At 58.8% G+C, this 22,807-nt stretch carries 18 protein-coding genes; 10 read left to right on the forward strand and 8 right to left on the reverse strand.

All coding sequences use genetic code 11. The features are described from left to right. Nucleotides 1-65: 65 nt before the first annotated feature. The 4 genes from Q7W83_RS14840 to Q7W83_RS14855 form a co-directional block, all read right to left on the reverse strand. Entirely contained in the window at nt 66-2,876 is a 2,811-nt protein-coding gene (locus tag Q7W83_RS14840; RefSeq protein WP_473656269.1) for a cation-translocating P-type ATPase, read from the reverse strand. A gap of 171 nt (nt 2,877-3,047) precedes the next feature. Continuing rightward, a complete protein-coding gene (locus Q7W83_RS14845; protein WP_150629442.1) occupies nt 3,048-4,949 on the reverse strand; it encodes a potassium transporter Kup in 1,902 nt (633 codons plus the stop codon). A 235-nt stretch (nt 4,950-5,184) separates the two neighbouring features. Continuing rightward, complete coding sequence (locus Q7W83_RS14850) at nt 5,185-6,522, reverse strand: sensor histidine kinase (RefSeq protein WP_473656270.1); 1,338 nt, start codon at nt 6,520-6,522, stop codon at nt 5,185-5,187. Beyond that, nucleotides 6,519-7,178: a response regulator transcription factor gene (locus Q7W83_RS14855; protein ID WP_064677633.1), complete on the reverse strand. Its 660-nt coding sequence runs from the start codon at nt 7,176-7,178 to the stop codon at nt 6,519-6,521. Before Q7W83_RS14855 ends, Q7W83_RS14850 begins: the two co-directional genes overlap by 4 nt. Before the next feature lie 132 nt (nt 7,179-7,310). Here Q7W83_RS14855 and Q7W83_RS14860 point away from each other — a divergent pair, with 132 nt between their 5' ends. From Q7W83_RS14860 to Q7W83_RS14890, 7 genes are all read left to right on the forward strand, one after another. Continuing rightward, the gene (locus Q7W83_RS14860) at nt 7,311-7,634 is read left to right on the forward strand and encodes a PepSY domain-containing protein (RefSeq protein ID WP_473656271.1); all 324 of its coding nucleotides are present in this window, start codon (nt 7,311-7,313) and stop codon (nt 7,632-7,634) included. Between the two features lie 92 nt (nt 7,635-7,726). After that, complete coding sequence (locus Q7W83_RS14865) at nt 7,727-8,197, forward strand: DUF2271 domain-containing protein (RefSeq protein WP_150629448.1); 471 nt, start codon at nt 7,727-7,729, stop codon at nt 8,195-8,197. A 24-nt stretch (nt 8,198-8,221) separates the two neighbouring features. After that, entirely contained in the window at nt 8,222-10,402 is a 2,181-nt protein-coding gene (locus Q7W83_RS14870) for a PepSY domain-containing protein (protein WP_473656272.1), read from the forward strand. Next, nucleotides 10,386-11,357, forward strand: coding sequence for an FAD:protein FMN transferase (locus Q7W83_RS14875; RefSeq protein ID WP_473656273.1), 972 nt, complete (start codon nt 10,386-10,388; stop codon nt 11,355-11,357). Before Q7W83_RS14870 ends, Q7W83_RS14875 begins: the two co-directional genes overlap by 17 nt. Before the next feature lie 46 nt (nt 11,358-11,403). Beyond that, nucleotides 11,404-12,105 carry a VIT1/CCC1 transporter family protein gene (locus Q7W83_RS14880; protein ID WP_150636551.1) on the forward strand — a complete coding sequence of 234 codons (702 nt, stop codon included), beginning with the start codon at nt 11,404-11,406 and terminating at the stop codon, nt 12,103-12,105. A gap of 478 nt (nt 12,106-12,583) precedes the next feature. Next, nucleotides 12,584-13,393, forward strand: a complete 810-nt coding sequence (locus tag Q7W83_RS14885) for a glycosyltransferase (protein ID WP_473656274.1) — start codon at nt 12,584-12,586, stop codon at nt 13,391-13,393. A gap of 85 nt (nt 13,394-13,478) precedes the next feature. Then, complete coding sequence (locus Q7W83_RS14890; RefSeq protein ID WP_473656275.1) at nt 13,479-14,282, forward strand: 2OG-Fe(II) oxygenase; 804 nt, start codon at nt 13,479-13,481, stop codon at nt 14,280-14,282. A 177-nt stretch (nt 14,283-14,459) separates the two neighbouring features. Here Q7W83_RS14890 and Q7W83_RS14895 read toward each other — a convergent pair whose 3' ends face one another. Then, entirely contained in the window at nt 14,460-16,742 is a 2,283-nt protein-coding gene (locus tag Q7W83_RS14895; protein WP_473656276.1) for a heavy metal translocating P-type ATPase, read from the reverse strand. Nucleotides 16,743-16,996: 254 nt separating this feature from the next. Between Q7W83_RS14895 and arcD the strand changes: the two genes are divergently transcribed. Both arcD and Q7W83_RS14905 read left to right on the forward strand, forming a co-directional pair. Beyond that, a complete protein-coding gene (gene arcD, locus Q7W83_RS14900; RefSeq protein ID WP_150629460.1) occupies nt 16,997-18,490 on the forward strand; it encodes an arginine-ornithine antiporter in 1,494 nt (497 codons plus the stop codon). An 86-nt stretch (nt 18,491-18,576) separates the two neighbouring features. Next, nucleotides 18,577-19,119, forward strand: coding sequence for an Hsp20/alpha crystallin family protein (locus Q7W83_RS14905; protein ID WP_150636543.1), 543 nt, complete (start codon nt 18,577-18,579; stop codon nt 19,117-19,119). Nucleotides 19,120-19,193: 74 nt separating this feature from the next. Here Q7W83_RS14905 and Q7W83_RS14910 read toward each other — a convergent pair whose 3' ends face one another. The 3 genes from Q7W83_RS14910 to Q7W83_RS14920 all read right to left on the reverse strand — a co-directional run bounded on the left by Q7W83_RS14910 (nt 19,194) and on the right by Q7W83_RS14920 (nt 21,885). Next, nucleotides 19,194-20,555, reverse strand: a complete 1,362-nt coding sequence (locus Q7W83_RS14910) for an MBL fold metallo-hydrolase RNA specificity domain-containing protein (protein WP_224787788.1) — start codon at nt 20,553-20,555, stop codon at nt 19,194-19,196. A gap of 106 nt (nt 20,556-20,661) precedes the next feature. Further along, nucleotides 20,662-21,573 (reverse strand): universal stress protein, encoded by a 912-nt coding sequence (locus Q7W83_RS14915; protein ID WP_473656277.1) that lies wholly within the window; start codon nt 21,571-21,573, stop codon nt 20,662-20,664. A gap of 78 nt (nt 21,574-21,651) precedes the next feature. Further along, nucleotides 21,652-21,885 carry an Lpp/OprI family alanine-zipper lipoprotein gene (locus Q7W83_RS14920; protein ID WP_150629468.1) on the reverse strand — a complete coding sequence of 78 codons (234 nt, stop codon included), beginning with the start codon at nt 21,883-21,885 and terminating at the stop codon, nt 21,652-21,654. Nucleotides 21,886-22,114: 229 nt separating this feature from the next. On the opposite strand from Q7W83_RS14920, the gene Q7W83_RS14925 reads away from it, so the two are divergent. Continuing rightward, nucleotides 22,115-22,762 (forward strand): BON domain-containing protein, encoded by a 648-nt coding sequence (locus tag Q7W83_RS14925; protein ID WP_473656278.1) that lies wholly within the window; start codon nt 22,115-22,117, stop codon nt 22,760-22,762. The last annotated feature ends 45 nt before the right edge of the window (nt 22,763-22,807 follow it).

A 22,807-nucleotide genomic window follows, 5' to 3' on the forward strand; every position in this document is an offset into this window, starting at 1 on the left:
TGGGCCAGGAGTTGTTCCGTATGGACCATGCTGAACTGTCAGCACCTTTGGCACGTATCCTTTTTTCATTCAGGGCCCTTCAACCGCAAAACAAGTTTGCGCAGTTCGCTAAACCACAAGACCGCACTCGCCATCGCCAAACAAACCCCCCACTGGCTCAGCGTCAATGCACTCGTGCTGAAAGCCTTGTTGAGTGGCGACCAGTGCACCACCGCAATCTGCAAGTCCACTGCCAGGGCAATTGCCCCCCAGAGCCATCGATTGGCGAACAGCCCGACGAATGCACTGGCTGACTCCGAGCGAGCACTCAGTGCGTTAAACAGCTGGGCCAATACAAGGACCGTAAAACCACCGGTGCGCGCCGTATCCAGCGAATCGGTTCCCGGTATCAACCCTCCTGGCAGCATCCAGTCGATCGTCAACAAAGTCGCCAACGCCATGACCAACCCCACCTGCAGCACGCCCAGCCACATGCGTGTATCGATGATTCTGTCCGTAGACTTGCGCGGGCTACGCGTCATGACGTCTTTATTGTGCGGGTCAATGCCCATGGCAATGGCAGGCGCTGCATCCGTGATCAGATTGATCCACAGAATCTGGGTGGCCAGCAGCGGCAGGATGATCCCGCCCTCCTCATCCACCAGGCCGACGACGCCGGCCCCGACGACGGCAAGAAAGACCGTCAGTACTTCACCCATGTTGGAAGACAGCAAGTAACGAAGGAACTTGCGAATATTGTCCAGAATCCCGCGTCCTTCGCGAACGGCCAACACAATGGTCGCGAAGTTATCGTCAGCCAGAATCATTTTCCCTGCCTGCTTGGTCACCTCTGTGCCGGTGATGCCCATGGCAATGCCGATATCGGCAGACTTAAGTGCGGGTGCGTCATTGACACCATCCCCGGTCATCGCCACCACATGTCCCTGCGCCTGAAGCGCATCGACAATCCGCAACTTATGCGATGGCGCAACACGGGCGTAAACAGAGGTCGATTTAACCGCCTCGGCCAAAGCCTCATCGTCCAGCTTATCCAGATCGGCACCTGTCAACGCGCCGGCACCGGCCTCGATGATGCCCAGATCCTCGGCGATGCGGGCCGCCGTTCGCGGATGGTCACCGGTGATCATAATGATGCGGATGCCTGCTCGATGGGCCTCGGCAATGGCCGGTGCGACTTCTTTGCGCGGTGGGTCGATGATGCCGACCGTACCGATAAAAATAAGCCCTGCCTCAAGGGATTCACCGGCCGCAACATCTTCACCGGCCGCCAAAGGACGGTACGCCACGGAAAGTGTGCGCAACGCGGCCCCCGACAACTCATTCACATCGGCCAAGGCTTTTGCACGAAGGTCGTCGGTGAGTGGCACGACATCCATCCCGACTTGAACCTGTGTGCAATGTTGAAGGAGTACATCCGGCGCCCCCTTGCTGATCAGCAGCTGCTCATCGCTGTGCTCGTGATCGATGACCAGTGCCGACATCATTTTTCGATCGGAGGTAAACGGTATTTCTGCCACGCGTTCGAAGCGTTCGATGCTGCGTGCAGGTGCATCCAGTTTGCGCTCAGCCACCAGAAAGGCACCCTCGGTCGGATCCCCCTGAATCACCCAGGTGCCATCTTCCTGCTGCGCAAGCGCGGCATTGCCTGCCAGGCTTCCGCCGCGTAACAACAGGACATTTTCGCTGTGCACCGGGCCGCAAGTCATGGGCTGGTCCTGGTGATGTATCTGGCCCTGCGGGGCGTAACCGACACCGCTGACCGCCGCCTTGCCGGATGCCGTCATGGTTTGCTGGATGGTCATCTCGGAACGAGTCAGCGTGCCTGTCTTGTCGGTGCAGATGACCGATGCCGACCCCAGGGTTTCCACCGAGGACAGTTGCTTGATGATGGCTTTGTTGCGAGCCATCCTTTGCACACCGAAAGCGAGCACCAATGACAGAACGGCAGGCAGCCCTTCAGGCACCGCGGCCACCGCCAGAGACACCCCCAACAGGAGAACCCGCAATACGTCGTCAGCACTGTGAATATCCGTGAGCATCAGCACAGCGACGACGACAACCGAAGCGATGACCAGAACAGCAATACCGAGCATCCGCCCTATTTCGCGCACTTCCTGTTGCAGCGGCGTGACCTCTTCCTGCGTGACGTCGAGCAGATGAGCGATCGCACCGATTTCAGTCGCCATACCGATCGCAGTGACGACGCCGAGCCCCGAACCCTGGGCGATGGCGGTGCCTTTGAACACCATGTTGGAGCGCTCTGCCAAAGGCACTTCGGTAGGCAAACGTGCTGCATTTTTCCAGACTGCTTCACTTTCCCCAGTCAGCGATGCTTCCAGTACCCCTAAGGCATTGGCCTGAATAAGTCGGGCATCGGCACCCACCGAGTCGCCCTCGGATAACACCAGCAGATCACCGATCACCAGTTGGTGACTGGGGATGCGCGACAACACTCCGTCGCGAATGACGGAGGACGTGGTTTGAGTCAGTTTGGCCAATGCCGCAACCGCTCGTTGCGAGCGGGTTTCCTGGAAGAACCCCAAAAGCGCATTAGCCAGCACAATCAGCGTGATGACCACCGCATCAACAGGCCATTCTCGCCCCTCTCCAAGGAACCAGGTGACCAAGGTAATGGTCGCTGCGACAAGCAGCAGATAAACCAGCGGATCCCGAAATTGCGCCAGCAAGTAATGCCAGGCGGGTTTGACCGGTTGAGTGCGTAACTCATTGGCCCCGTCACGGCACAGGCGCATTTGAGCCTGTGCATTGGACAAGCCCGCACGAATGTCAGAATCCAGCCGATGGACAATCGTTTCGACTTCTTCGAGGTATGGAGACGCGATGCGACGACTGTCAGGCTCAACTGCGCTACTCATGGCATCCCCTTTCACAACGGAGTGTGGACCGTTGTTCCATAGATAGCGTAGTGAACCAGATTGCCGAAGAACTCTTTTCTCTTTAACCCGAAGATGTTGGCAGCAGTTTTGCCAACTCTACCAACTGGGTGCTTCAGAGGGCGTAGGCTGTAAAGGCGGTCGTGCTCGTCCTTACATCTCCACCTGAGTCCCCAGTTCGATCACCCTATTGAGTGGCAATTTGAAATATTTAAGATTGCTATTGGCGTTCTTCAGCAGAAACGCAAACAGCCCCTCTCGCCAGCGCGCCATACCCATACGCTTCGTTGCGATCACCGTCTCTCGGCTGAGGAAATAGGTCGTGCGCATCGGACTGAAATCCAGCTCATTCAAGTGACAAAGACCTAAGGCCGCGGGGACATCGGGCTCCTCCATGAAACCGAAGTGGAGACTGACCCGGAAGAACCCTTCGCCAAAGGCTTCAACCTCAAAGCGTCGATCAGCACTCACTCGAGGACTGTCTTCGGACACTACGGTGAGCAGCACCACTTGCTCGTGCAGCACCTGGTTATGCAACAGGTTGTGCAAGAGTGCATGGGGAACGGCGTCGGCCCTGGCCGTCAGGAAAACCGCTGTACCTTGCACCCGATGCGGCGGCTGCGAACGAATGCTGCTGATGAACAACGGCAGCGGCAGCGCGGTCTCGTCCAGCCGCTCGACGATGATTTTCCGCCCCCGTTTCCAAGTGGTCATCAAGATGAACAAGCCGATGCCGGCAATCACCGGGAACGCACCGCCCTGGAAAATCTTCGGCGCATTGGCCGCGAAATACAGGCTGTCGACCAGCAGAAAGCCGAGCAGCATCGGGATGGCCAGCCAGCGGGGCGTTCTCCAGAGGAGCAGCACGACCGCCGAAGACAGAATGGTGGTGATCAACATGGTGCCCGTCACAGCGACCCCATAGGCAGCGGCCAAGGCACTGGACGACTCGAAACCGATCACCAGTAACACGACACCGACCATCAGCGCCCAGTTGACCGTGCCGATGTAAATCTGTCCCTGCTCTTGGCTGGAAGTGTGCTGGATAAACATCCGAGGGACGTAGCCTAGCTGGATGGCCTGGCGTGTCAGGGAGAAAGCACCAGAGATTACTGCTTGAGAAGCGATGATGGTCGCCAGTGTGGAAAGCGCGACCATCGGCAGCAGTGCCCAGGTCGGCGCGAGCAGATAGAACGGATTGCGCACCGCCTCCGGATTCTCCAGGATCAGGGCACCCTGGCCAAAATAATTGAGCACCAGCCCGGGCAACACCAGGATGAACCATGCACGGGAAATCGGTTTGCGACCAAAGTGGCCCATGTCAGCGTACAGCGCTTCAGCACCGGTCAATGCCAACACGACGGCGCCCAGAATCGCCACGCCCATTCCTGGATGTACCACGAAAAATTGCACCGCCCAAACAGGGTTGAGCGCTTGCAACACTTCGGGCCGCTGCAAAATGCCGAAGATTCCGAGCGCGCCCAACACCACAAACCACAGCACCATGATCGGGCCAAACAGGATGCCGATGCGTGCCGTGCCGTGTTTTTGTATCAAGAACAGCGCCACCAACACGACCACCGACAGGGGCACGACCCAGTGCTCTATTCCGTCAAATGCCAGCTGCAGGCCTTCAACCGCCGAGAGCACCGAGATGGCCGGGGTAATCATGCTGTCCCCGTAAAATAGTGCCGCCCCGAACAGACCGAGCAGCACCAGTACCTTGCTCATGTGCGGATAAGGGCTGGCCGCGCGGCGGGCCAAAGCCGTCAATGCCATGATGCCGCCTTCACCCTGGTTGTTGGCACGCAGGATGAACAGCACGTATTTGATCGATACGACCCAGATCAGTGACCAAAAGATCAACGAAAGAATCCCTAGCACACCGTCGTGGTTTACCTGAACGCCGTAGTGGCCGGAAAACACTTCTTTCAGCGTGTAGAGGGGGCTGGTGCCAATGTCCCCATAAACAACGCCGACAGCGGCGACGAGCATGCCCACTCCTGACGTTTTGGATGGGGAGTCTTCGTTTGCAACGGTCACTGTCTGACTCAAGGGGCGCTTCTCTCAATTTTCGGGGAGTACTGCACGCCATCCTTGGGCAATACATTTTCCAAGGCCACCGGGAAAGAAAGGCACATGGACGATCAAAAAATCGCGGCCAGTATCGTTTCCGACAAAAACACTGGCCGTAAAGAAAGCGTAAAAATTTTTTGGCAGATACCACCTGATCACTCGATCAGTCAGACATCAGACTCGTGCCCGATAGGGAGTAGTCCTGTTGTTTCGCTCACTCAGTCAACGCCAGCGGTAACCAGATGCACACCTCGAAGCCATCCCGACGACCTGTTGCTGGCGAGACCAAATTCATTCTCGCGTTTACGCCCTGCACAATGGTTTTGGTAATCGCCAAGCCCAAGCCTGAACCGCTGATTTCACTGTGACCTCGCACAAAGCGTTCGGTCAGGTGCTGCAATACCGATGCCGGCACCGCCGGGCCGCCATTGATGACTCGTAGTTGGGCCTGTTCGGTGAGGCTGACTTCGATCGGTTGATCCGACGCGCCGTACTTCAGCGCATTTTCAATAAGGTTGCGCAGCAAAATGCCGAAGGCGTCCGGGTCGATGGTCGAGTACACGCAAGCCTGGCTGGGTAACTGCAACGCAATTCGCTGGCCGCTGCGTTGGTTCCACTCGTCAACCCCATGGGCCAGCAACGGAATCAGGTCCTGAGGCGTTTCGGACAACAGCCCACCGCCTTCGGCCTTGGCCAGTTGCATGAGCTTTTCCGAGAGCCGTGCCAAGTCGCGCAAAGCGTTTTCGATCTTCGCCGCACGCACTCGCAACGGACCCTCGGGCGCCTCATGGTGGAGTCGCTGGATTTGCGCCAGGGTCGCCGCCAGCGGCGTACGCAGTTCATGAGCGCTGTTAGCAGTAAAGCTGCGCTCGGTCTCCAAGGCCTTGCGCAAGCGCTCCAGCAGATGATTGACCGCCTCCGCCAGAGGAGCGATTTCCGCCGGCAATTGCGCCCCGTTGATCGGCGACAGATCACCCACCCCGCGAGCCTCCACGGCACGACGATAGGCCAATACGCTGCGCAGGCTGATGCGCACAAACATCCAGGTGCCCAACAGGCTGATGGGAATTAGCGCCAATAACGGCAACAACAAGGCCAGCAAGGCTTCCCGTGCCGCTTCACGGCGATGTTCCAGCGGTTCGGCAACTTCGATAAACACCGTTTCACGCAGCGCACTCGCGCCGTACAGACGGTATTTTTTGGTGGTTGAAAAGCCTTCGGCCGGTTGTTGGTTGAAGATCTTCGGGTTGGCGTCGTGGGACTGCATCAGGATCTGACCCTTGGCATCGCGCACCAGGTACGTCAGGTATTCCTTGTGCATTTTCAGGGTGGCGACATGTTGCGCCTCCTGGGGTTCTTCCCGGTTGCTGATTTCCAGCACGGCCAAGGGCAGGATGCGCTGCGCGGTCTCTTCCAGCGCACTGTCGAACGCCTCGTTCAACTCATGTTGCACCACCAGCCAGGCGCCGACGGTCGCCGCCAGCCACAGCAAGGTCGTGCCCAACGTCAATCCCAAGCCGAGACGTTTTTGCAGGCTTGACGACGGCTTCATGCGGACATCAACCGGTAGCCCATGCCCCGCACGGTTTCAATCAGGTCGCGCCCGAGCTTTTTACGCAGCCGGCTGATATAGACCTCGATGGTATTGCTCTCGATTTCGGCGCCGAAGGCATACAGCCGTTCTTCCAACTGCGACTTGGACAGCAACGCGCTGGGGCGCTGCACAAACGCCTCGAACAGCGCCCACTCCCGCGCCGTGAGGTCCACCGTCGCGCCGGCCCGCTGCACCGTGCGAGCGCTCATGTCGACCTGCAAATCACCAAGCTTGATCTGCGGATTGGGATTGCCGCTGTAACGCCGGGCCACCGCCGCCACCCGGGCCGAGAGTTCAAACAGGTCGAATGGTTTGACCAGGTAGTCGTCGGCGCCAGCATTGAGGCCAGCAATTCGATCGGAGATCTGATCCTGTGCCGTCAGGATAATCACCGGAGTCACGTCCCCTGCCGAGCGTTGCTGACGCAAAAAATCCAGCCCGCGACCGTCCGGGAGCATCAGGTCAAGAAGGATCAGGTCGTAAGGCGTGGTGCGCACGCTGTTGCGCGCATGGTCCAGACGCTGCACCCAATCGACGGCGTGGCCGTCATCGGCGATCTGTTCGCGCACCGCTTCCCCAAGCCCCGCTGCGTCTTCGACCAATAAAACCCGCATCTGGCACCTCCTGTGATGGTTGTCGTGCAGCACCTTAATCGCCTTACCTGACGTGAATCTGAAGATTCAGCTGGTTGTCAGGAATGCACTTTAGGGTATGCCACAGACGCCGACCTCGGCAGGAGACAGATCATGAAATCAGGTTTTATTGCCCATGCCACGCTGTTGAGCCTGCTGCTCAGTTGTTACGCCCTTGCCGATGACGATTGCAGCGACCCGGTGAGCGACTGGCAACCGCGCGAAACCTTGCGTCAGCAGGTCGAGCGGCAATACGGCTGGAGCGTGCAGCGCATCAAGGTCGACGACGGTTGTTACGAGCTCAAGGGGTTGGACCGCAAAGGCAACGCCATCGAAGCCAGCTACTCACCGGCCTCGCTGCGCCTGCGCACACTCGAGATCCATTTCCGCGACGACGGCGATGCGAGGGATTACCTCGGCAGCCCGCTCAGCGAATGACGCCTCTCCTGTCGATGAGTTTTTCCTGCGCTTCAGGTTGCTGTCAGCAAGCAGGTCCAGGCTCTCGACCTAACGATCAAAAGGACACCCTCATGAAAAAGATCATCGCAGTCACCTGCCTTGCCGGCGCCATTGCCCTGCCGGGTCTGGCCCAGGCCCGTGAAGTGACCCTGACCACCCAGCTCAAGGACTACAGCGGCAATGATGCCTACCTGGCGATCTATGTGACCGACGCCAACGGCCAGTACCAGAAAACCCTGTGGGTGGCCGGCAAGAAGGCCAAGTACTACAAGCACCTGGGCGACTGGGCCCGTGGCAGCGGGATGAACCCGAGCGAGTTTGACGGCGTCAGCGGCGCCAGTGTCGGCAGTGGGCGCACGCTCAAAGTCAGCGTCGAGCTGGCAGACACCCTGATTGATGCCGGGTATCAGATCCGCATCGACAGCGCCGTCGAGGACAAACGCGACGCTCGCGCCGATGTCAGCGTGCCGTTGACGTCCAAGGGCGCCGGCAAGCCAGCGACCGGCAGTACCTACGTCGAGTCCTTTACTTACGATCTGTAGCACCCCCATTTCCGGAGGCTGAACATGCTTCGTCAGTTCCATTCCCTGCCCGGCCTGATCGCCGCCCTGTTGGTCATGTTGTTGGCCATCAGCGGCGCGATCCTGTCTGTCGATCCGGCGCTGGAACGCCTGCACAGCACCTCCACGCCTGCCGGGCAACTCAACGTCGGCCAACTGGCCGGGCGCGTTGCCAGCCACTTTTCGGGCGTGGAGCAGATCCAGCGCACAGCGTCCGGTACGGTGATCGTCTATTACAACCAGAACGGCCAGGCCGGGGCGGAAAAGGTCGACCCACTGACCGGCCAAGGCCTCGCCCCTTACGAGCCATCCGCGTTCACACGCTGGGTGAAAGACCTGCACCGCTCGCTGTTTCTTGGCACGCCGGGCCATGGGGTGTCGGGTGCCGGCGCGCTGTTCATGCTGATGCTGTCGGTGTCCGGCGCGCTATTGCTGGCCCGGCGCCTGGGCGGTTGGCGCAACCTGCTGCGGCCACTGCGGGGCACGTTCAGCCAGCGCTGGCATGCGGAAGTCGGGCGGCTGGCCTTGCTCGGGCTGCTGCTGTCGGCATTGAGCGGGCTCTACATGTCCGCCACCACCTTTGGTTTTATCGCCGACGGCAGTCAACGCGAGCCCGCCTTCCCCGCCCACGTCAGCGCCGGCCCGGCCTTGCCGGTGGCGAAACTGCAAGCCTTGCAGGCCACCGACCTCAACGACCTGCGCGAGCTGGTCTACCCGAGCCCCGGCAACCCGAGTGATGTGTTTTCCCTGCGCACGGCCCAGGGCGACGGCTACGTGGATCAGGCCAGCGGCGCCTTGTTGTCCTATCAAGCCCACGACTCGATGCACAACCTCTACGAATTGATCTATCAGTTGCACACTGGCGAAGGCCTCTGGTGGCTGGGCCTGCCGCTGGGGCTCTGCGCCCTCTGCGTACCGTTGATGAGCGTGACCGGCATCCTGTTGTGGTGGCGTCGGCGCAAGGCTGGCCCGAACATCCGACATAACAGCCCGGCCCACTCCGCCGACAGCGTGATTCTGGTGGGCAGTGAAAACAACAGCACCTGGGGCTTCGCCAACACCTTGCACGACGCCTTGCACCTGGCCGGACACCGGGTGCATAGCGCGGCGATGAATCAATACGCCAACGACTACCGCAGCGCCCAACGCGTGATCATCCTCACCGCGACCTACGGTGACGGCGACGCGCCAGCCTCGGCTTCGCAATTCCTGGCGCGGCTGGCCAACACCGGCCTCAAGCCCGGCCTGCCCTTTGCCGTGCTGGGCTTTGGTGACCGGCAGTTTGCGCAGTTCTGTCAGTTCGCCCATCAGGTGCAGGACGCGATGTTGCAGGCCGGTGGCTCGCCGTTACTGCCGCTGGAAACCGTCAACCGCCAATCCTCTCAGGAGTTTGCGCGCTGGGGCCACGCGCTGGGTGACGTGCTCAAACATGACCTGACACTGGTCCATGCCCCGCAATCGCCACAGACCCACCCATTGCTGCTGACAGAGCGCATCGTCTACGGCGAACAGGTGAACGCACCGACCCACGTCTTGCGCTTCAAGGCACCCGGCGCGCTGCCGGACTTCCTGGCCGGTGACCTGGTCGGGATTGTGCCCCCCGGCAGCCCGGTCCCGCGTTTCTACTCGCTGGCCAGCGGCTCCCAGGACGGCGTGCTGGAGATCTGTGTGCGTAAACACAACGGTGGCGTGTGCTCGGAATTCCTTCATGGCCTGGACATCGGTGCGCAGATCGAAGCCTTCATCCAGCCCAACCCGCAATTTCGTCCGGCATCGGGCACGCACCCGGTGATCCTGATCGGCGCCGGTACCGGCATCGGTCCCCTGGCCGGTTTTATCCGTAACAACAAGGCCCGACACCCGATGCACTTGTATTGGGGCGGGCGCAATCCGGCCTCGGACTTTCTCTACGAACCGGAGCTCAACCAATACTTGTCGGACCGCCGCCTCACGGCACTGCGCGCCGCCTTCTCTCAGGTCCAGGACCGCAGCTACGTTCAAGATCGGCTGATCGGCGATGCCTTGGCCTTGCGCCGACTGATTGAAAAAGGTGCCCAAGTGCTGGTGTGTGGCAGTCGCGAAATGGCCAGAGGCGTGATGCAGGCCCTCGATGAAGTGTTGGCGCCTCTCAACCTGAGTGTGCAGACCCTCAAGGCACAAGGACGCTACCGTGAAGACGTCTACTGAGTTGCAGCGCTATAGCCTGAACGGCGAAACCATGGGCACCCGCTACACCGCCCTGTTTTACGCCGAGGCCGGGATCGATACTGACGAAATCGGCCAGCGCCTGGCCCACGCCGTGTCCCGGGTGGACCAGCAAATGTCCACCTGGAAACCCGACTCGGACCTCAACCGCCTCAACGCCGCCCCCGAGCAGGAATGGGTGTCCGTGCCCAAGGAACTGGCCACGGTGCTGTCTGCGGCACTGCGGGTCAGTCAGCAATCGGGCGGCGCCTTCGACATCGCTGTCGGTGATCTGGTTAACGCCTGGGGGTTCGGCCCCGCAGAGCAAACGGTCAACGAGCAAGCGTTCGCCACGATTGCGCCCAGCGCCCGGCTGTTGGCCAGCGCCGCAATGGTGGTTGACCCGCAACGCAATCAGGTGCGCAAGCGCGCGCCTCTGAACCTTGACTTGAGTGGCATCGCCAAAGGGTTCGGCGTGGATGAACTGGCCCGTTGCCTGGAGGGTTTGGGCATCACCCGCTACCTGGTCGGCATCGATGGCGAGATGCGCGCCCGGGGCGTCAAACCTGACGGCCAGTGCTGGGCCGTGGCCCTGGAAAAGCCCAACCGGGGCGTGCGTGAAGTCATGGGTGTGATGGAACTTGGCGATGCCGCCATCGCGACCTCCGGGGACTATCGACATTGGGTAGACGTGGCCGGTCAGTCCTATGCTCATACCATGAACCCGGCTACCGGCGCCCCGTTGCGCAACCCGCTCGCCGCCGTCACCGTGGTGGCGGCCTCGTGCATGCTCGCCGATGCCTGGGCCACGGCGCTGATGGTCCTGGGCGAAACCGAGGGCCCACGTCTGGCTCAGGAACGCGGGATGGATGCGTTGTTCGTGCTGCGCGAGGGGCAACAGTTCAAAGAAATATCCATTGTCGGCGGCCAGTTGCAGGCGCAGATTGAAACCCGCTGATGCCGACCGATTTGAACCGCTTAATGACAGTGAGTCCCGTTAAACAATGAAATTCATGCACCGGCACACCGAGGCACATCGAAGCGATCGTATCGGCTGGTTGCGCGCCGCCGTCCTTGGGGCCAACGACGGTATTGTGTCTACCGCCAGCCTGTTGATCGGCGTCGCGGCTGCCAATGCCAGCCACGCCACGTTGCTGGTCACCGGCATGGCGGGGTTGATGGCCGGCGCCATGTCCATGGCTGCTGGCGAGTACATCTCCGTACACTCCCAGGCCGATACCGAACGGGCCGATCTGTCCCGCGAACGGGCAGAACTGGCGAGCGACCCGAAAGCCGAGCACATCGAGCTCGCCAACATCTACATGCATCGCGGCGTATCACCCGAACTGGCCCATCAAGTGGCCGATCAATTAATGGCCCATGACGCACTGGGCGCTCACGCCCGGGACGAGTTGGGCATCAGCGCCACCCTCACCGCCAAACCCTTGCAGGCCGCCCTCGCCTCCGCTGCCAGTTTCGTGGTGGGTGCCGCGTTGCCTCTGGCGGTGACGTTTGTCGCGCCGGAGCACAGCGTCGGGATCTGGATTTCGGTCATGTCATTGGTGTTTCTCGGGACATTGGGCGCCATTGCCGCCAAGGCAGGCGGGGCCAAAATCCTGACCGGCGCCTGGCGGGTGACCTTCTGGGGGGCGCTGGCCATGGGTATTACGGCGCTGGTGGGGCACTTGTTTGGCGCAGTGGTCTAGCGGGACGTCCTCCAAAAACAAAGGGCGCCCGCTAGCCAAAGGGGCGCCCTTTACGGGTTGACGAGCTAAACCACGCCGACGAAATCGCTCGCTGTCAGGGCGACGTGCCCGACCAGATCAATTTGGAAATCCGCGCCACTACCGTTAGGTGCGGTACCGAATGAAACACGATGCATCTGACACCGAACGGGAATCCAACTCGCTGTCATTCGAGAATACTTCTCTAATAGCCATATAAATGTAAAAAAGCACTACGGTAATATTTACTTGCTTGGCAGCTGTCTCATACGATTATGTCGCAACCCCTACTCGCTATAGCGACTATACTGGCGATAAACACTTACCAACCGCGAAGTAGATTAATAAAGGTATGATTTCAGATCAGGTTAATTTAGCGCGCACGACAACAAGCGGCAGTTCTGTACCGGCGCTACCATTAATCGCATTTATCTTCAAAATCCTATCGAGCAACTAAACAATGGAAGGCACTGATTTTTCGACAAAAAACAAAAAACCCTTCAGTATTATTATTGTCAATTACAAAACACCAGAAATCACCAAAATCTGCCTGGATCTATTGCACCAGTATGCGATCGATTCCGGCATTCCAGTATGGGTGGTTGACAACTACTCCGCCGATGAAAGCACAACGTATTTGCGCGAACTTGACTGGATAAACCTGATCGAGCGAACCACTCCAGAAAAGGAATCGGGCCATATTGCGCATGGCAAAGCACTCGATATGGCGTTGGAACGTATCGAGACTGACTATGTGTTCCTGCTGCACACTGATACGTTTATTTTCGACAGTAATGTATTTTCGATGATGTTAAACAAATGCGTAGTCAATCCAAATGTCGTAGCCGTTGGTTGCGTAGAACAATTAAATCGCGGCACCGTTAGAACGGCCTGGCGATTCAGTTCACGACTATTAAAGCATCACGCCAGACGCATGAAACTTTCCCTCGGGCTACGTTCCAGAGAGCCAAAACCATACAGGGAGTTTTACCTTAAAAGCTTCTGTACGCTATGGAACTGCAAGCTGATCAAACAGCACGGCCTGCATTTTTTGATGGACGATCGTGTACCTGGCTATACCCTCCAGGACCGTATGACCGAACTCGGTTATGTCGTTGAGCGTTTGTCGCCACGCAAGATGTTCAGCTATCTTGATCACATCCAGTCGGGCACTGTCGCGGCAGCGGGTGGTTATGAAACGACTCATCGAAGAACTGTCATGTACAACAGTATCCTTCAGCGCCTGACCAAGGAAAAAAGCAAAAGCTAAATACCCAAAGCACGCCCATGAGCAGTGTCTGCGATGCAACCTGAAGGAACTTAAGGATTTTTTATATTATTTCATTGGAGTCGCGATGAAACCTGACATTAAAATGCTACCCATCACCCACTCCCCCGAGCTCGATTTTGACCAGAATGCCGCCAGCGCTTTTGGTCAGTCGCTAGCTAGCAGCTATGGCCAGGCCACCCCATTCCCTCACATCGTCATCGATAATTTTCTTCCGGAAGATCTGATTGCGAATATTCATTCAAACTTTCCCGCCGAGCCCACTGCCAACGAAATGCTCTACGAGCGTGGTTATAAAGGTCAGAATAAACGGCAAATCAGTCCCAACGAATGCACCCCCTACCTGAAGGCTGTTTTCAACGCCTTTAACTCCGCACCCATGTTGCAGTTTCTTGAAAAGCTGACAGGTATAGAGGGCTTAATACCTGATCCCTATTTCACTGGCGGTGGGCTGCATGAAACAAAAAGCGGCGGCTACCTCGGCGTTCACTCTGACTTCAGACTCAACAAGAAACTCAATATTTACCGAAGACTGAATGCCATTATCTATCTCAACAAAGACTGGCAAGAAGAATACGGCGGAAACCTGGAGCTTTGGGACGCCGGCATGAAGACTTGCCTTAAAAAAGTCCTGCCGATTTATAACCGCTGCGTAATTTTCAATACAGACGCGGACAGCAATCACGGGCATCCTGAACCATTAACCACGCCGCCACACATCACTCGCAAGTCTATAGCGCTCTATTACTACACCGCAGCCACCGAGGTGGTCGACCCCGCACAAAGAAACAAAACACATTACAAACCAAGACCCAAAGATCGTTTTAGCCTCAAGTACTACATAAGAAAACTCATCAAGAAGAAAAACTGAATAGCTTACCCGGTGTTTGAAGTCGGGCTGACAAGGAGTAAGTTATCGCCGCCCTCATCGGTCATCACGCTTCGATGCTGCGGTTTTTCGGGGCCGTGACTGACGGTTGGTCGCGGGAACCTGACACACCTGCATCATTGGCTGCTCCTGCGTTTCGACATGGGCTTGCTTGAATTTCTAGCGCCAATCCAGATAACGAAACAGTTCCTCCTCCTGATCAAAGTGCAGTCGCACGAGGGTATCCAGCCGAATCAGCTGATGCTGAATCTCATCAGCAGATGCCGTGGCGGGGTCGGAGCTGAAGTCGCTGCTCATGCGCGCCAGTAAATGGATAAGGCGAAAAATCTCCCGGTGAGCGTGGCTCATGGCCGACATCGGATCCTCGCCCGGCATGTTTCGCGTCAGCAGCGGGTACAGCATTTTTTCATCTTCGCGTTCATGCTGCGCCAGTGATGTTTGCAGCTTGTTGACCAGTTCCACCAAGTCGGCCTGTGCTTGCGCAAGTGGGCGGTGGGCAAAGTCATTGGCCAGTTGGTGCAGATCACTCAGTACGGTGGCGAGTTGCTGGTGTTCATCTTGCAGGCGATCGATATGCTCTGCGGCAAGCTTTCGTTTCCTCCGCGCCCTCAACGGCCCCAGTGCCCGCAAGGCGTTAAGGATGATCACGACGTCGATGCCCTCCTGCACCACGGCGCCAATCAGCGGCGGCAGGTAACCAAGGGCCGCCACCGTCATCGCCAGCAACGACATTCCCATGCCGACCAGCACGCCCTGGCGGGCGATGTAGCGGGTGCGACGGGCAATGTCCAGCGCCTCGACTAGACGATCCAGACGATCCACCAACAGCACAACACCCGCGGCTTGCGCAGAAGCAGTGGCGCCGCCGGCCCCCATGGCCACGCCGACGTTGGCCGCCGCCAACGCGGGGGCATCGTTGATGCCATCGCCGACCATCAGCGTGCTGGTGCGCAGGCAACCTTGCTGTACAGCACGCACTTTGTCCTCAGGGGTCAACCCGGCGCGCAACTCGTCAATCCCCGCAGACAGCGCAATCATCTCGGCGGTTTCCAGGCGATCCCCGGTGAGCATGACGATCTTTTCGATGCCTCTATTGCGCAGTCGACGCAGCGTCTGCGGCGTTTCGCGCCGAACCTTGTCCGAGAAAACCAGCAGGCCCGCGAGTTGCCCATCCACGGCGATGAAGCTTCCACTGCACGCCAGGTAATCCATGTGGCGCAACATGGCGGCGGCCCAGTCGCTTGCAGGAGCGTCTTTGTCAGCAAAAGACAACGTGCCGAAACGCACCTGCACGCCATCGACGCGCCCACAAAGCCCGGAGCCTGGGCTTTCTTCTACTGCCTGCGGGACGCTGAGCGTCAATTGACGCTGATGCGCCGCTTCAACAATTGCCTGGGAAACAGGATGCGTCGAGGCCTGTGCCAGCGAAGCGGCCAGGCCAAGCAAACGCTGCGGATCGCCCGGGCCATTGACCTCTATCGATTGCAGGCGGGCATGGCCGCTGGTCAGGGTGCCGGTCTTGTCGAGAAACACCTGCTTGACCCCGGCCAACGCTTCCAGGGTTGCGCCGTCCTTGATCAGGATCCCGCGCCGCGCGGCCCTCGAAATACCTGACATGAAGGCAATCGGCACGGCCAGAATCAAAGGGCAAGGTGTGGCCACCACCAGAACCGCCAGCGCTCGCAAGGGATCGCCACTCAACTGCCAGGCCAGTCCGGCAATCAGCAACGTCAGCGGGATGAAGATCACTGCATAGCGGTCCGCCAGGCGCACGAAAGGTGCGCGCGAACGGCGTGCTGCCTCGGCCAGGCGCACTATGCCCGCATAGGTACTTTGCGCGGCCGTTCGCGTGGCAATTATCAGAATGGGCGCACCGACGTTGGAAACGCCACTGGACAGTTGCTCACCTTCTCGACGGGTGACGGGCAACGACTCACCGCTGAGCGCCGACTCATCAAGAATGGCCGCAGGACTCAGCAGACGACCATCGACCGGTATCACCTCTCCCAACCGCACCAGCAATGTTTGATTCAGCTGGACCTGCTCAACGGGGATCTCGCGCAAGCCGCCCTCCTCCTGCAACCAGGCCACACGTGGCGCACGGTCGATGAGCGCTCGAAGCTCACGGTCAGCCCGTTGTTTGGTGAAAAACTCCAGGGTCCGACCAGTCGCCAGCATCAAGGCGATCACGGCCGCCACCAGTGTTTGCGCAAAGACCAGGGCAGCGGCAATCGATAGCAGCGCGATCAGGTCGACACCGGCCTCGCGCCGGGCCAGGCGCCTGACGATTTCAACGAGCAGTACCGCGGACATCACCAGACTGCCCGCGGCCCAGCACAGCGATGCCCAATCAGGTTTCTGCGCAACATACGCAACACCCCCGGCCAGCAACGTCAGGGCGGTGAGCAGCAACAGCGCGGGGTCCAGCCACTTACTGAGCATCGAAGAGAGTCCCCTCAAAAGAATTTCATGCCTCGCGTTAAAAACATCTGTCGCTCATCGAGGTAGAGCTTAGGACTCGAATGTCTTTCGTGTCTGCCGGGGTACTGCCATTGAGGTTGTGTCTGGATAAAACGGCTGTTTTCCGGCTTTCTGATCTATATCAAACAGACGTTGGACGTTCACGCAGAAATTAGAGTCAGCATTCGCACTCATCCGTCGATGAGTGCAGAAACTCTCGTTTCGTGGAGGCTCTCATGGCTACGCACCTTCAAGGCACTCAACCGGTCGATCCGCCGACTGCCACCCTCCCCCTTGCAGGCAGTTTGCGAAAGGTGGAACCCAAGCGTCTGTCCCTGAGCCTGCTGATTGCCCTGGTGGTCGGTTCGATGATTGGCAGCGGCATTTTCAGCCTGCCGCAGAACATGGCGGCCAGTGCAGGCGCCGGGGCAATTCTGATTGGCTGGCTGATCACCGGTGTCGGCATGCTGTCGCTCGCTTTGGTCTACCAAACCCTGTCCAACCGCCAACCGGCGCTGGACAACGGCGTATTTGCCTACGCCCGTGCATTAGGCGGTGAGTTCCTCGGTTTCAACTCCGCTTGGGGCTACTGGATCAGCGCCTGGATCGGCAACGTCAGCTACCTGGTGATTTTGTTCGCCGCGCTGAGTTACTTCTTCCCGCTGTTCGGCGAAGGCAACAACAAAGCTGCGATTGCCGGGGCGTCCGTGGTGCTGTGGTCGTTGCACTGGATGATCCTCAGAGGGATGCGCACCGCGGCTCGGGCCAACGCGATGACCACGGTCGCCAAGATCGTACCGTTGTTGCTGTTTATCGGTCTGGTGATCGCGGCCTTCCAGCGTGAAACCTTCAGTGTCGATTTCTGGGGCTCGCCCGCACTGGGCAGCACCCTCGACCAAGTCAAAAGCACCATGCTGGTGACCGTTTGGGTGTTCATCGGGATCGAGGGGGCCAACGTGTTCTCCGCGCGTGCGGCAGAACGGGCCAATGTTGGTCGCGCCACGGTCATCGGTTTTGTCATCACCCTGTTGCTGTTGATTGCGGTGTCCCTGTTGTCGCTGGGCATTCTCAGACAACCTGAACTGGCAGCCCTGAAAAACCCTTCGATGGCCGGCGTGCTTGAGGCCGCAGCCGGGCCATGGGGCGCGGTGCTGATCAGTATTGGCTTGATCATTTCGGTGGGGGGCGCCCTGCTCGCCTGGACCCTGCTGGCGGCGGAATCGGTGTTCACACCAGCCAAGGAAAAGGTCATGCCGGGCGCGCTGGCTGTGGAAAACAGCCAAGGGGTGCCAGCCCATGCGCTGTGGATCACCAACGGCTGCATTCAACTGTTCCTGTTACTGACGCTGTATTCGAGCGCCAGCTACCTCGCGCTGATCTCCCTGGCCACCTCAATGATTCTGCTGCCGTACCTGTTCAGCGGTCTGTATGCGTTGAAGCTGACCTGGCAGGGCCAGACCTATGCCGGCCACCGCGCCCTGCAACTGCGCGACATGGCCATCGCCTCGGTCGCCACGCTGTATTGCCTGTGGCTGCTGTATGCCGCCGGGCCTAAATACATGTTGCTCAGCGCCTTGCTCTACGCCCCCGGATCGTTGATCTACCTGGGCAGCATGAAAGCGCGTCAGGGACAACCGCTCAGCGGCCCTGAGACGGGGCTGTTGATCATCATCTGGACGGCGGCAGCCTTTGCCGGCTGGATGCTGTGGTCCGGGACATTGGCGTTGTAGGGGCCGTGTCATGTGTTTGTTCTGTCGTGGTGGACCGCAGACTGGATGTTCGCCGTCCGCCTCCTATCCAAAGAGGAGAACCGAAAATGAGCAACTCTGTGAAAAAAATGCCTGTCACTTCCGAAGAAAAAACCAACCAGCATCCGCTGACAACAGACCTTTGGCGGCCGATGGAAAAGCTTCGGCAACAGGTTGACCACCTGTTCGAAGACTTCAATCGCGGCTCGGGGCTGTCGCCATTCGGTCGAGGGCTGTTCGATGTCGAGCCGCTCTGGCGTCGGGAACTGATCGGTCGCAGCCTCCCTGCCGTGGACATCACCGAGAAAGACAAAAGCTACGAAATCACAGCTGAGCTGCCCGGCATGGATCAGAAAAACATAGAGATCAAACTGTCCAACGGCAGCCTGATCATCAAAGGCGAAAAGAAAGAGGACAAGGAAGAAAAAAGGAAGGGCTATCACCTTAGCGAGCGTCACTATGGTTCCTTCGAGCGGGTGTTCAACCTGCCCAAAGGTGTCGATGCCGAGAAGATCGACGCGAGTTTCAGCAAAGGCGTGTTGAGCATCTCGTTACCGAAAAAGCCCGAAGCCATGAAAGCCGACAAAGTTGTGCCAATCAAGGCTGATTGACGCTTGACTTACACCGCCTCGGCCGTGAAAACGGCCGGGGTTTTATGTCATCGCACCGTTCACCTGAACCGGGCTCAGGGCGTGAGCTCAACGCTGTCGCGATACTCCGGCACCGAAACCGACCACCCCAACTCCAGGCTGATACGCCGGCGCAGCACATCCGAGGCATTGGGTTCTCCGTGCACGACATAGGTGTGTCTGGGCGGCCGTTTGAACCCGCGCAGCCATTGCATGATTTCATCGGCGTCGGCGTGCGCGGACAGGGTTTCCATCGGCACCACCTCAGCCCTGATCGGCACATCCTTGCCGTGGATGCGCACCGAAGGAGCGCCCGCGACGATTTGCGCGCCACGGGTACCGCCGGCCTGGAATCCCGGCATCAGCAGCGTGTTGATCGGGTTGGGGGCCAGCGCCTTGAGGTGGTGGATCACACGCCCCCCCGTGGCCATGCCGCTCGCAGCGATGATCACCGCCGGGGCGCGTTGCTGATCCAGCTTGATCGAATCAGCAGTGCTGCGCACGAATTTCGCGACGTGACACATGCCTTCGCATTCCTCGAGGGATAACCGGTGCTCGCTGCGAAAACGCTGGTACAAACTGGTGACGTCGGTGGCCATCGGGCTGTTGAGATAGATCGGCACATCGGGAATCGCATGGCGCTGTTTCAGCCGATACAGGTGGTACATCAACAACTGGGCGCGCCCTACTGCGAACGACGGCACCAAGGTGATGCCATGACGCAACGAGGTGCGGGTGATGACTTCGGCCAATTGCGCTTCAGGTGACTCGGCCGGATGCTTGCGATCTCCATAGGTCGATTCCACCAGCAGGTAATCAGCCTGCTCGACGGGTTCTGGAGCGAACATCAATGGATCATCTGGCCGCCCCAGATCCCCGGAACAGACCAGCGTGATGCCATCGGCGATCACCTCCACCGTCGTCGCGCCCAATATATGCCCCGCGCAACGAAACTGGATGGTCATGCCCGCGGCAATTTCGACCCTGTGATGCAACTCCACGGGTCGCAACAGTTTCAGCGCCCGCTCGGCATCTTGCTCGGTATAAAGCGGCAAAGCCGGGTGGTGCCGGGAGAAACCATGCCGATTGGCGAACTCGGCGGCCTCTTCTTGCAAGCGGCCGCTATCCAACAGCAGGATTTTCACCAGCTCACAGGTGGCGGGTGTGGCATACACCGGGCCGCGATAACCGCTGCGCACCAATACAGGCAGGTAGCCGCTGTGATCCAGGTGGGCATGGGTAAGAACGATGGCGCCGAGCTCACCAACCGGGAGCTGGAACGTGTCCCAGTTATGCAACCGCAGTTGTTTATAGCCCTGGAACAGGCCGCAATCGATCAATACGTGTTGGTCGCGATGTTCCAGCAGGTATTTGCTGCCGGTGACTGTGCCTGCTGCACCGAGAAATGTCATTCGCATGGCCGTCTCCTTGAGCATTCATGGGAGCGTTATAGATCGCTCCTTTTGGCTCAAGAGCAGTTGATTTTTATCAACTGTGCGCGACGGCGTTGCCGTTTCAGTCGAGTCAGGGCAATGGCTTGACGATCATCAAGCTGCACGGCGTGCTATTCAGTAAGGTCTCGGCGGTACTGCCGATGAACTTATCGAGTCCGTGATGATAGACCGTACCGATTACAACCATATCGAAGGCATTCTGTTGGGCGAAAAGTCCAATCACCTTGTGGGGAATGCCGGTCAGTAGATGTCGGCATTTGCTCTCGATGCCATAGCGCTCTGCAAGCGCCTCAAAGGCCTCTTGCTGAGCATCGTTGACCGCGTCTCTCAAACTGCTATCCAGGCTGCGTGTCGGCACACTCATCGCAGCATCGCCCATCACCGACCAATTGTTGACATTGAGCAGGTGCAAGGCGGCGCCACAGGTGGCCGCCAGCGTAGAGGCGAGGTCGAGAATCCGGTCATTGAGCCCTTGGGTCATGTCCTCCAGATGGGACAGGTCGATGGTCGCGAGAATTTTCAAGGGTTTGGGATGTCTGGATTCGGTAACCAGGTGCAAGTGGCCCGGACAATCGCGCAGTAACAGCCAGTCCAGAGGGCGGTGAAAAGCACGGTTGAGCGCCGGCACATAGTGGGTATCCTTGATCACCAGGTCCGCATGGAAGTCATCCACGTACGAAAGCATGTGCGCCAGGGTTGATTTGGCCCATACCACTTCAGTGCTCACCTGCAACCCCGCGCACCGTTGAAACCTGGCTTGCTGTTCCAGCCAGTGTCGATGCACCTGCAAGTAGCCCTCCCGTGCCTGGGCCATCGCGTCATGGTCAAACAGGCCGGCCACCGCCAGCGTCTGGACATAATCGAACGCCACGATGTGCAACATGGCACCGGTTGCGCAGGCCAGTGCCTGCGCTCGATCAAACGCCGGGGTGCGGGTCATTTCGGCGGGGGCGATCAATAGGATTCTTTTGAGTTTGAGCATCACATACCTCATCCTGGGAGCGCTTTACTGCCTGACTGCAAGCTCGATTTCCCGCGCAGGTTTTGTGTCGTCGCTGAACTACTTGCGAGGCGCCTTTTCGGCCATCCGACTGGCGCGCAGGTTTGCCTCATCGGCAGCGCGCTGCGCCTGTTCCGCTTTGATGTACGCCTCATCTGCCCGCAGCCGTGCGGTCGCGGCATTATTTTCGGCGGACTCCAATCGGGCGTCGATTTCCTGGGCGTGCCGATGACTGCAACCGGCTGTCGTTGCCAACAGAATGCTCAGCAAGGTAATGGACAAGCGCATGTTCATGGTTTTCCCTCGGTGCATGACAACTGGAAAAGCTTCCGATAGTTGACCCCAGTATCTGACGCCATCGCCTGCACACTCTGATTTTTGTCAACTAATGGCCCGCCGGCGATTAGTGAAGCACTCACTGCAGCCTTGTTGATTTAGCTCAATGTCCTGGCGTCGCTCAGGCGTAAAAAAAAGCAACGGGCGCTGCGTCCCGTCAATACCGGATCAAAAAGAGGCCACCGTCATGATCGACTTGAATCTGCGCAAAATCATCGTGGAAGAGCTTGAATTCAAGCCTGATATCGACGCCGCCAGCATTGGCGTTGCCGTGGACAATGGCGTTGTCACCCTCTCCGGTCACGTCAACAGCTATGCACAGAAAGTCAGTGCGGAGCGCGCGGTAAAAGGCATCAAAGGGGTGCGCGCTGTTGCCGATGAAATCCAGGTCAGGCTGGAGAAAGGAGCCGGCACCGCGGACGACATCATCGCAACCCGCGCCTTGAACATCATCAAATGGAGTGCCGACGTCCCCGACGGCGACATTAAAGTCATTGTGCGCAACGGCTGGATCACCCTTGAAGGTGAAGTGGACTGGCAGTACCAGAAAGAAGCCGCAGAGCGAGCCGTGCACAAATTGTCCGGCGTGATCGGTGTAGAAAATCGGCTCAGCCTCGTCCCCCGGGTGGACGTCGTCGATATCCAGCATCGTATTGAAGAAGCCCTCAAGCGCAACGCCGAAGTCGGCGCCAAGGAGATTCACGTCAGGGTCGATGGCGATGTGGTGAGGCTGGAAGGCAGAGTTCATTTGTGGCGCGAGCGCCGAATAGCGGAACGGGCGGCGTGGTCGGTGCCAGGGGTGAGAGAAGTGGAGGATCATTTGCTGCTTGCTTGAGCCGATCAACCTGCGATCGCCTCAGGTGCCCCAAGGATTGCCTGT

The sequence above is a fragment of the Pseudomonas sp. 300 genome (assembly GCF_055803035.1).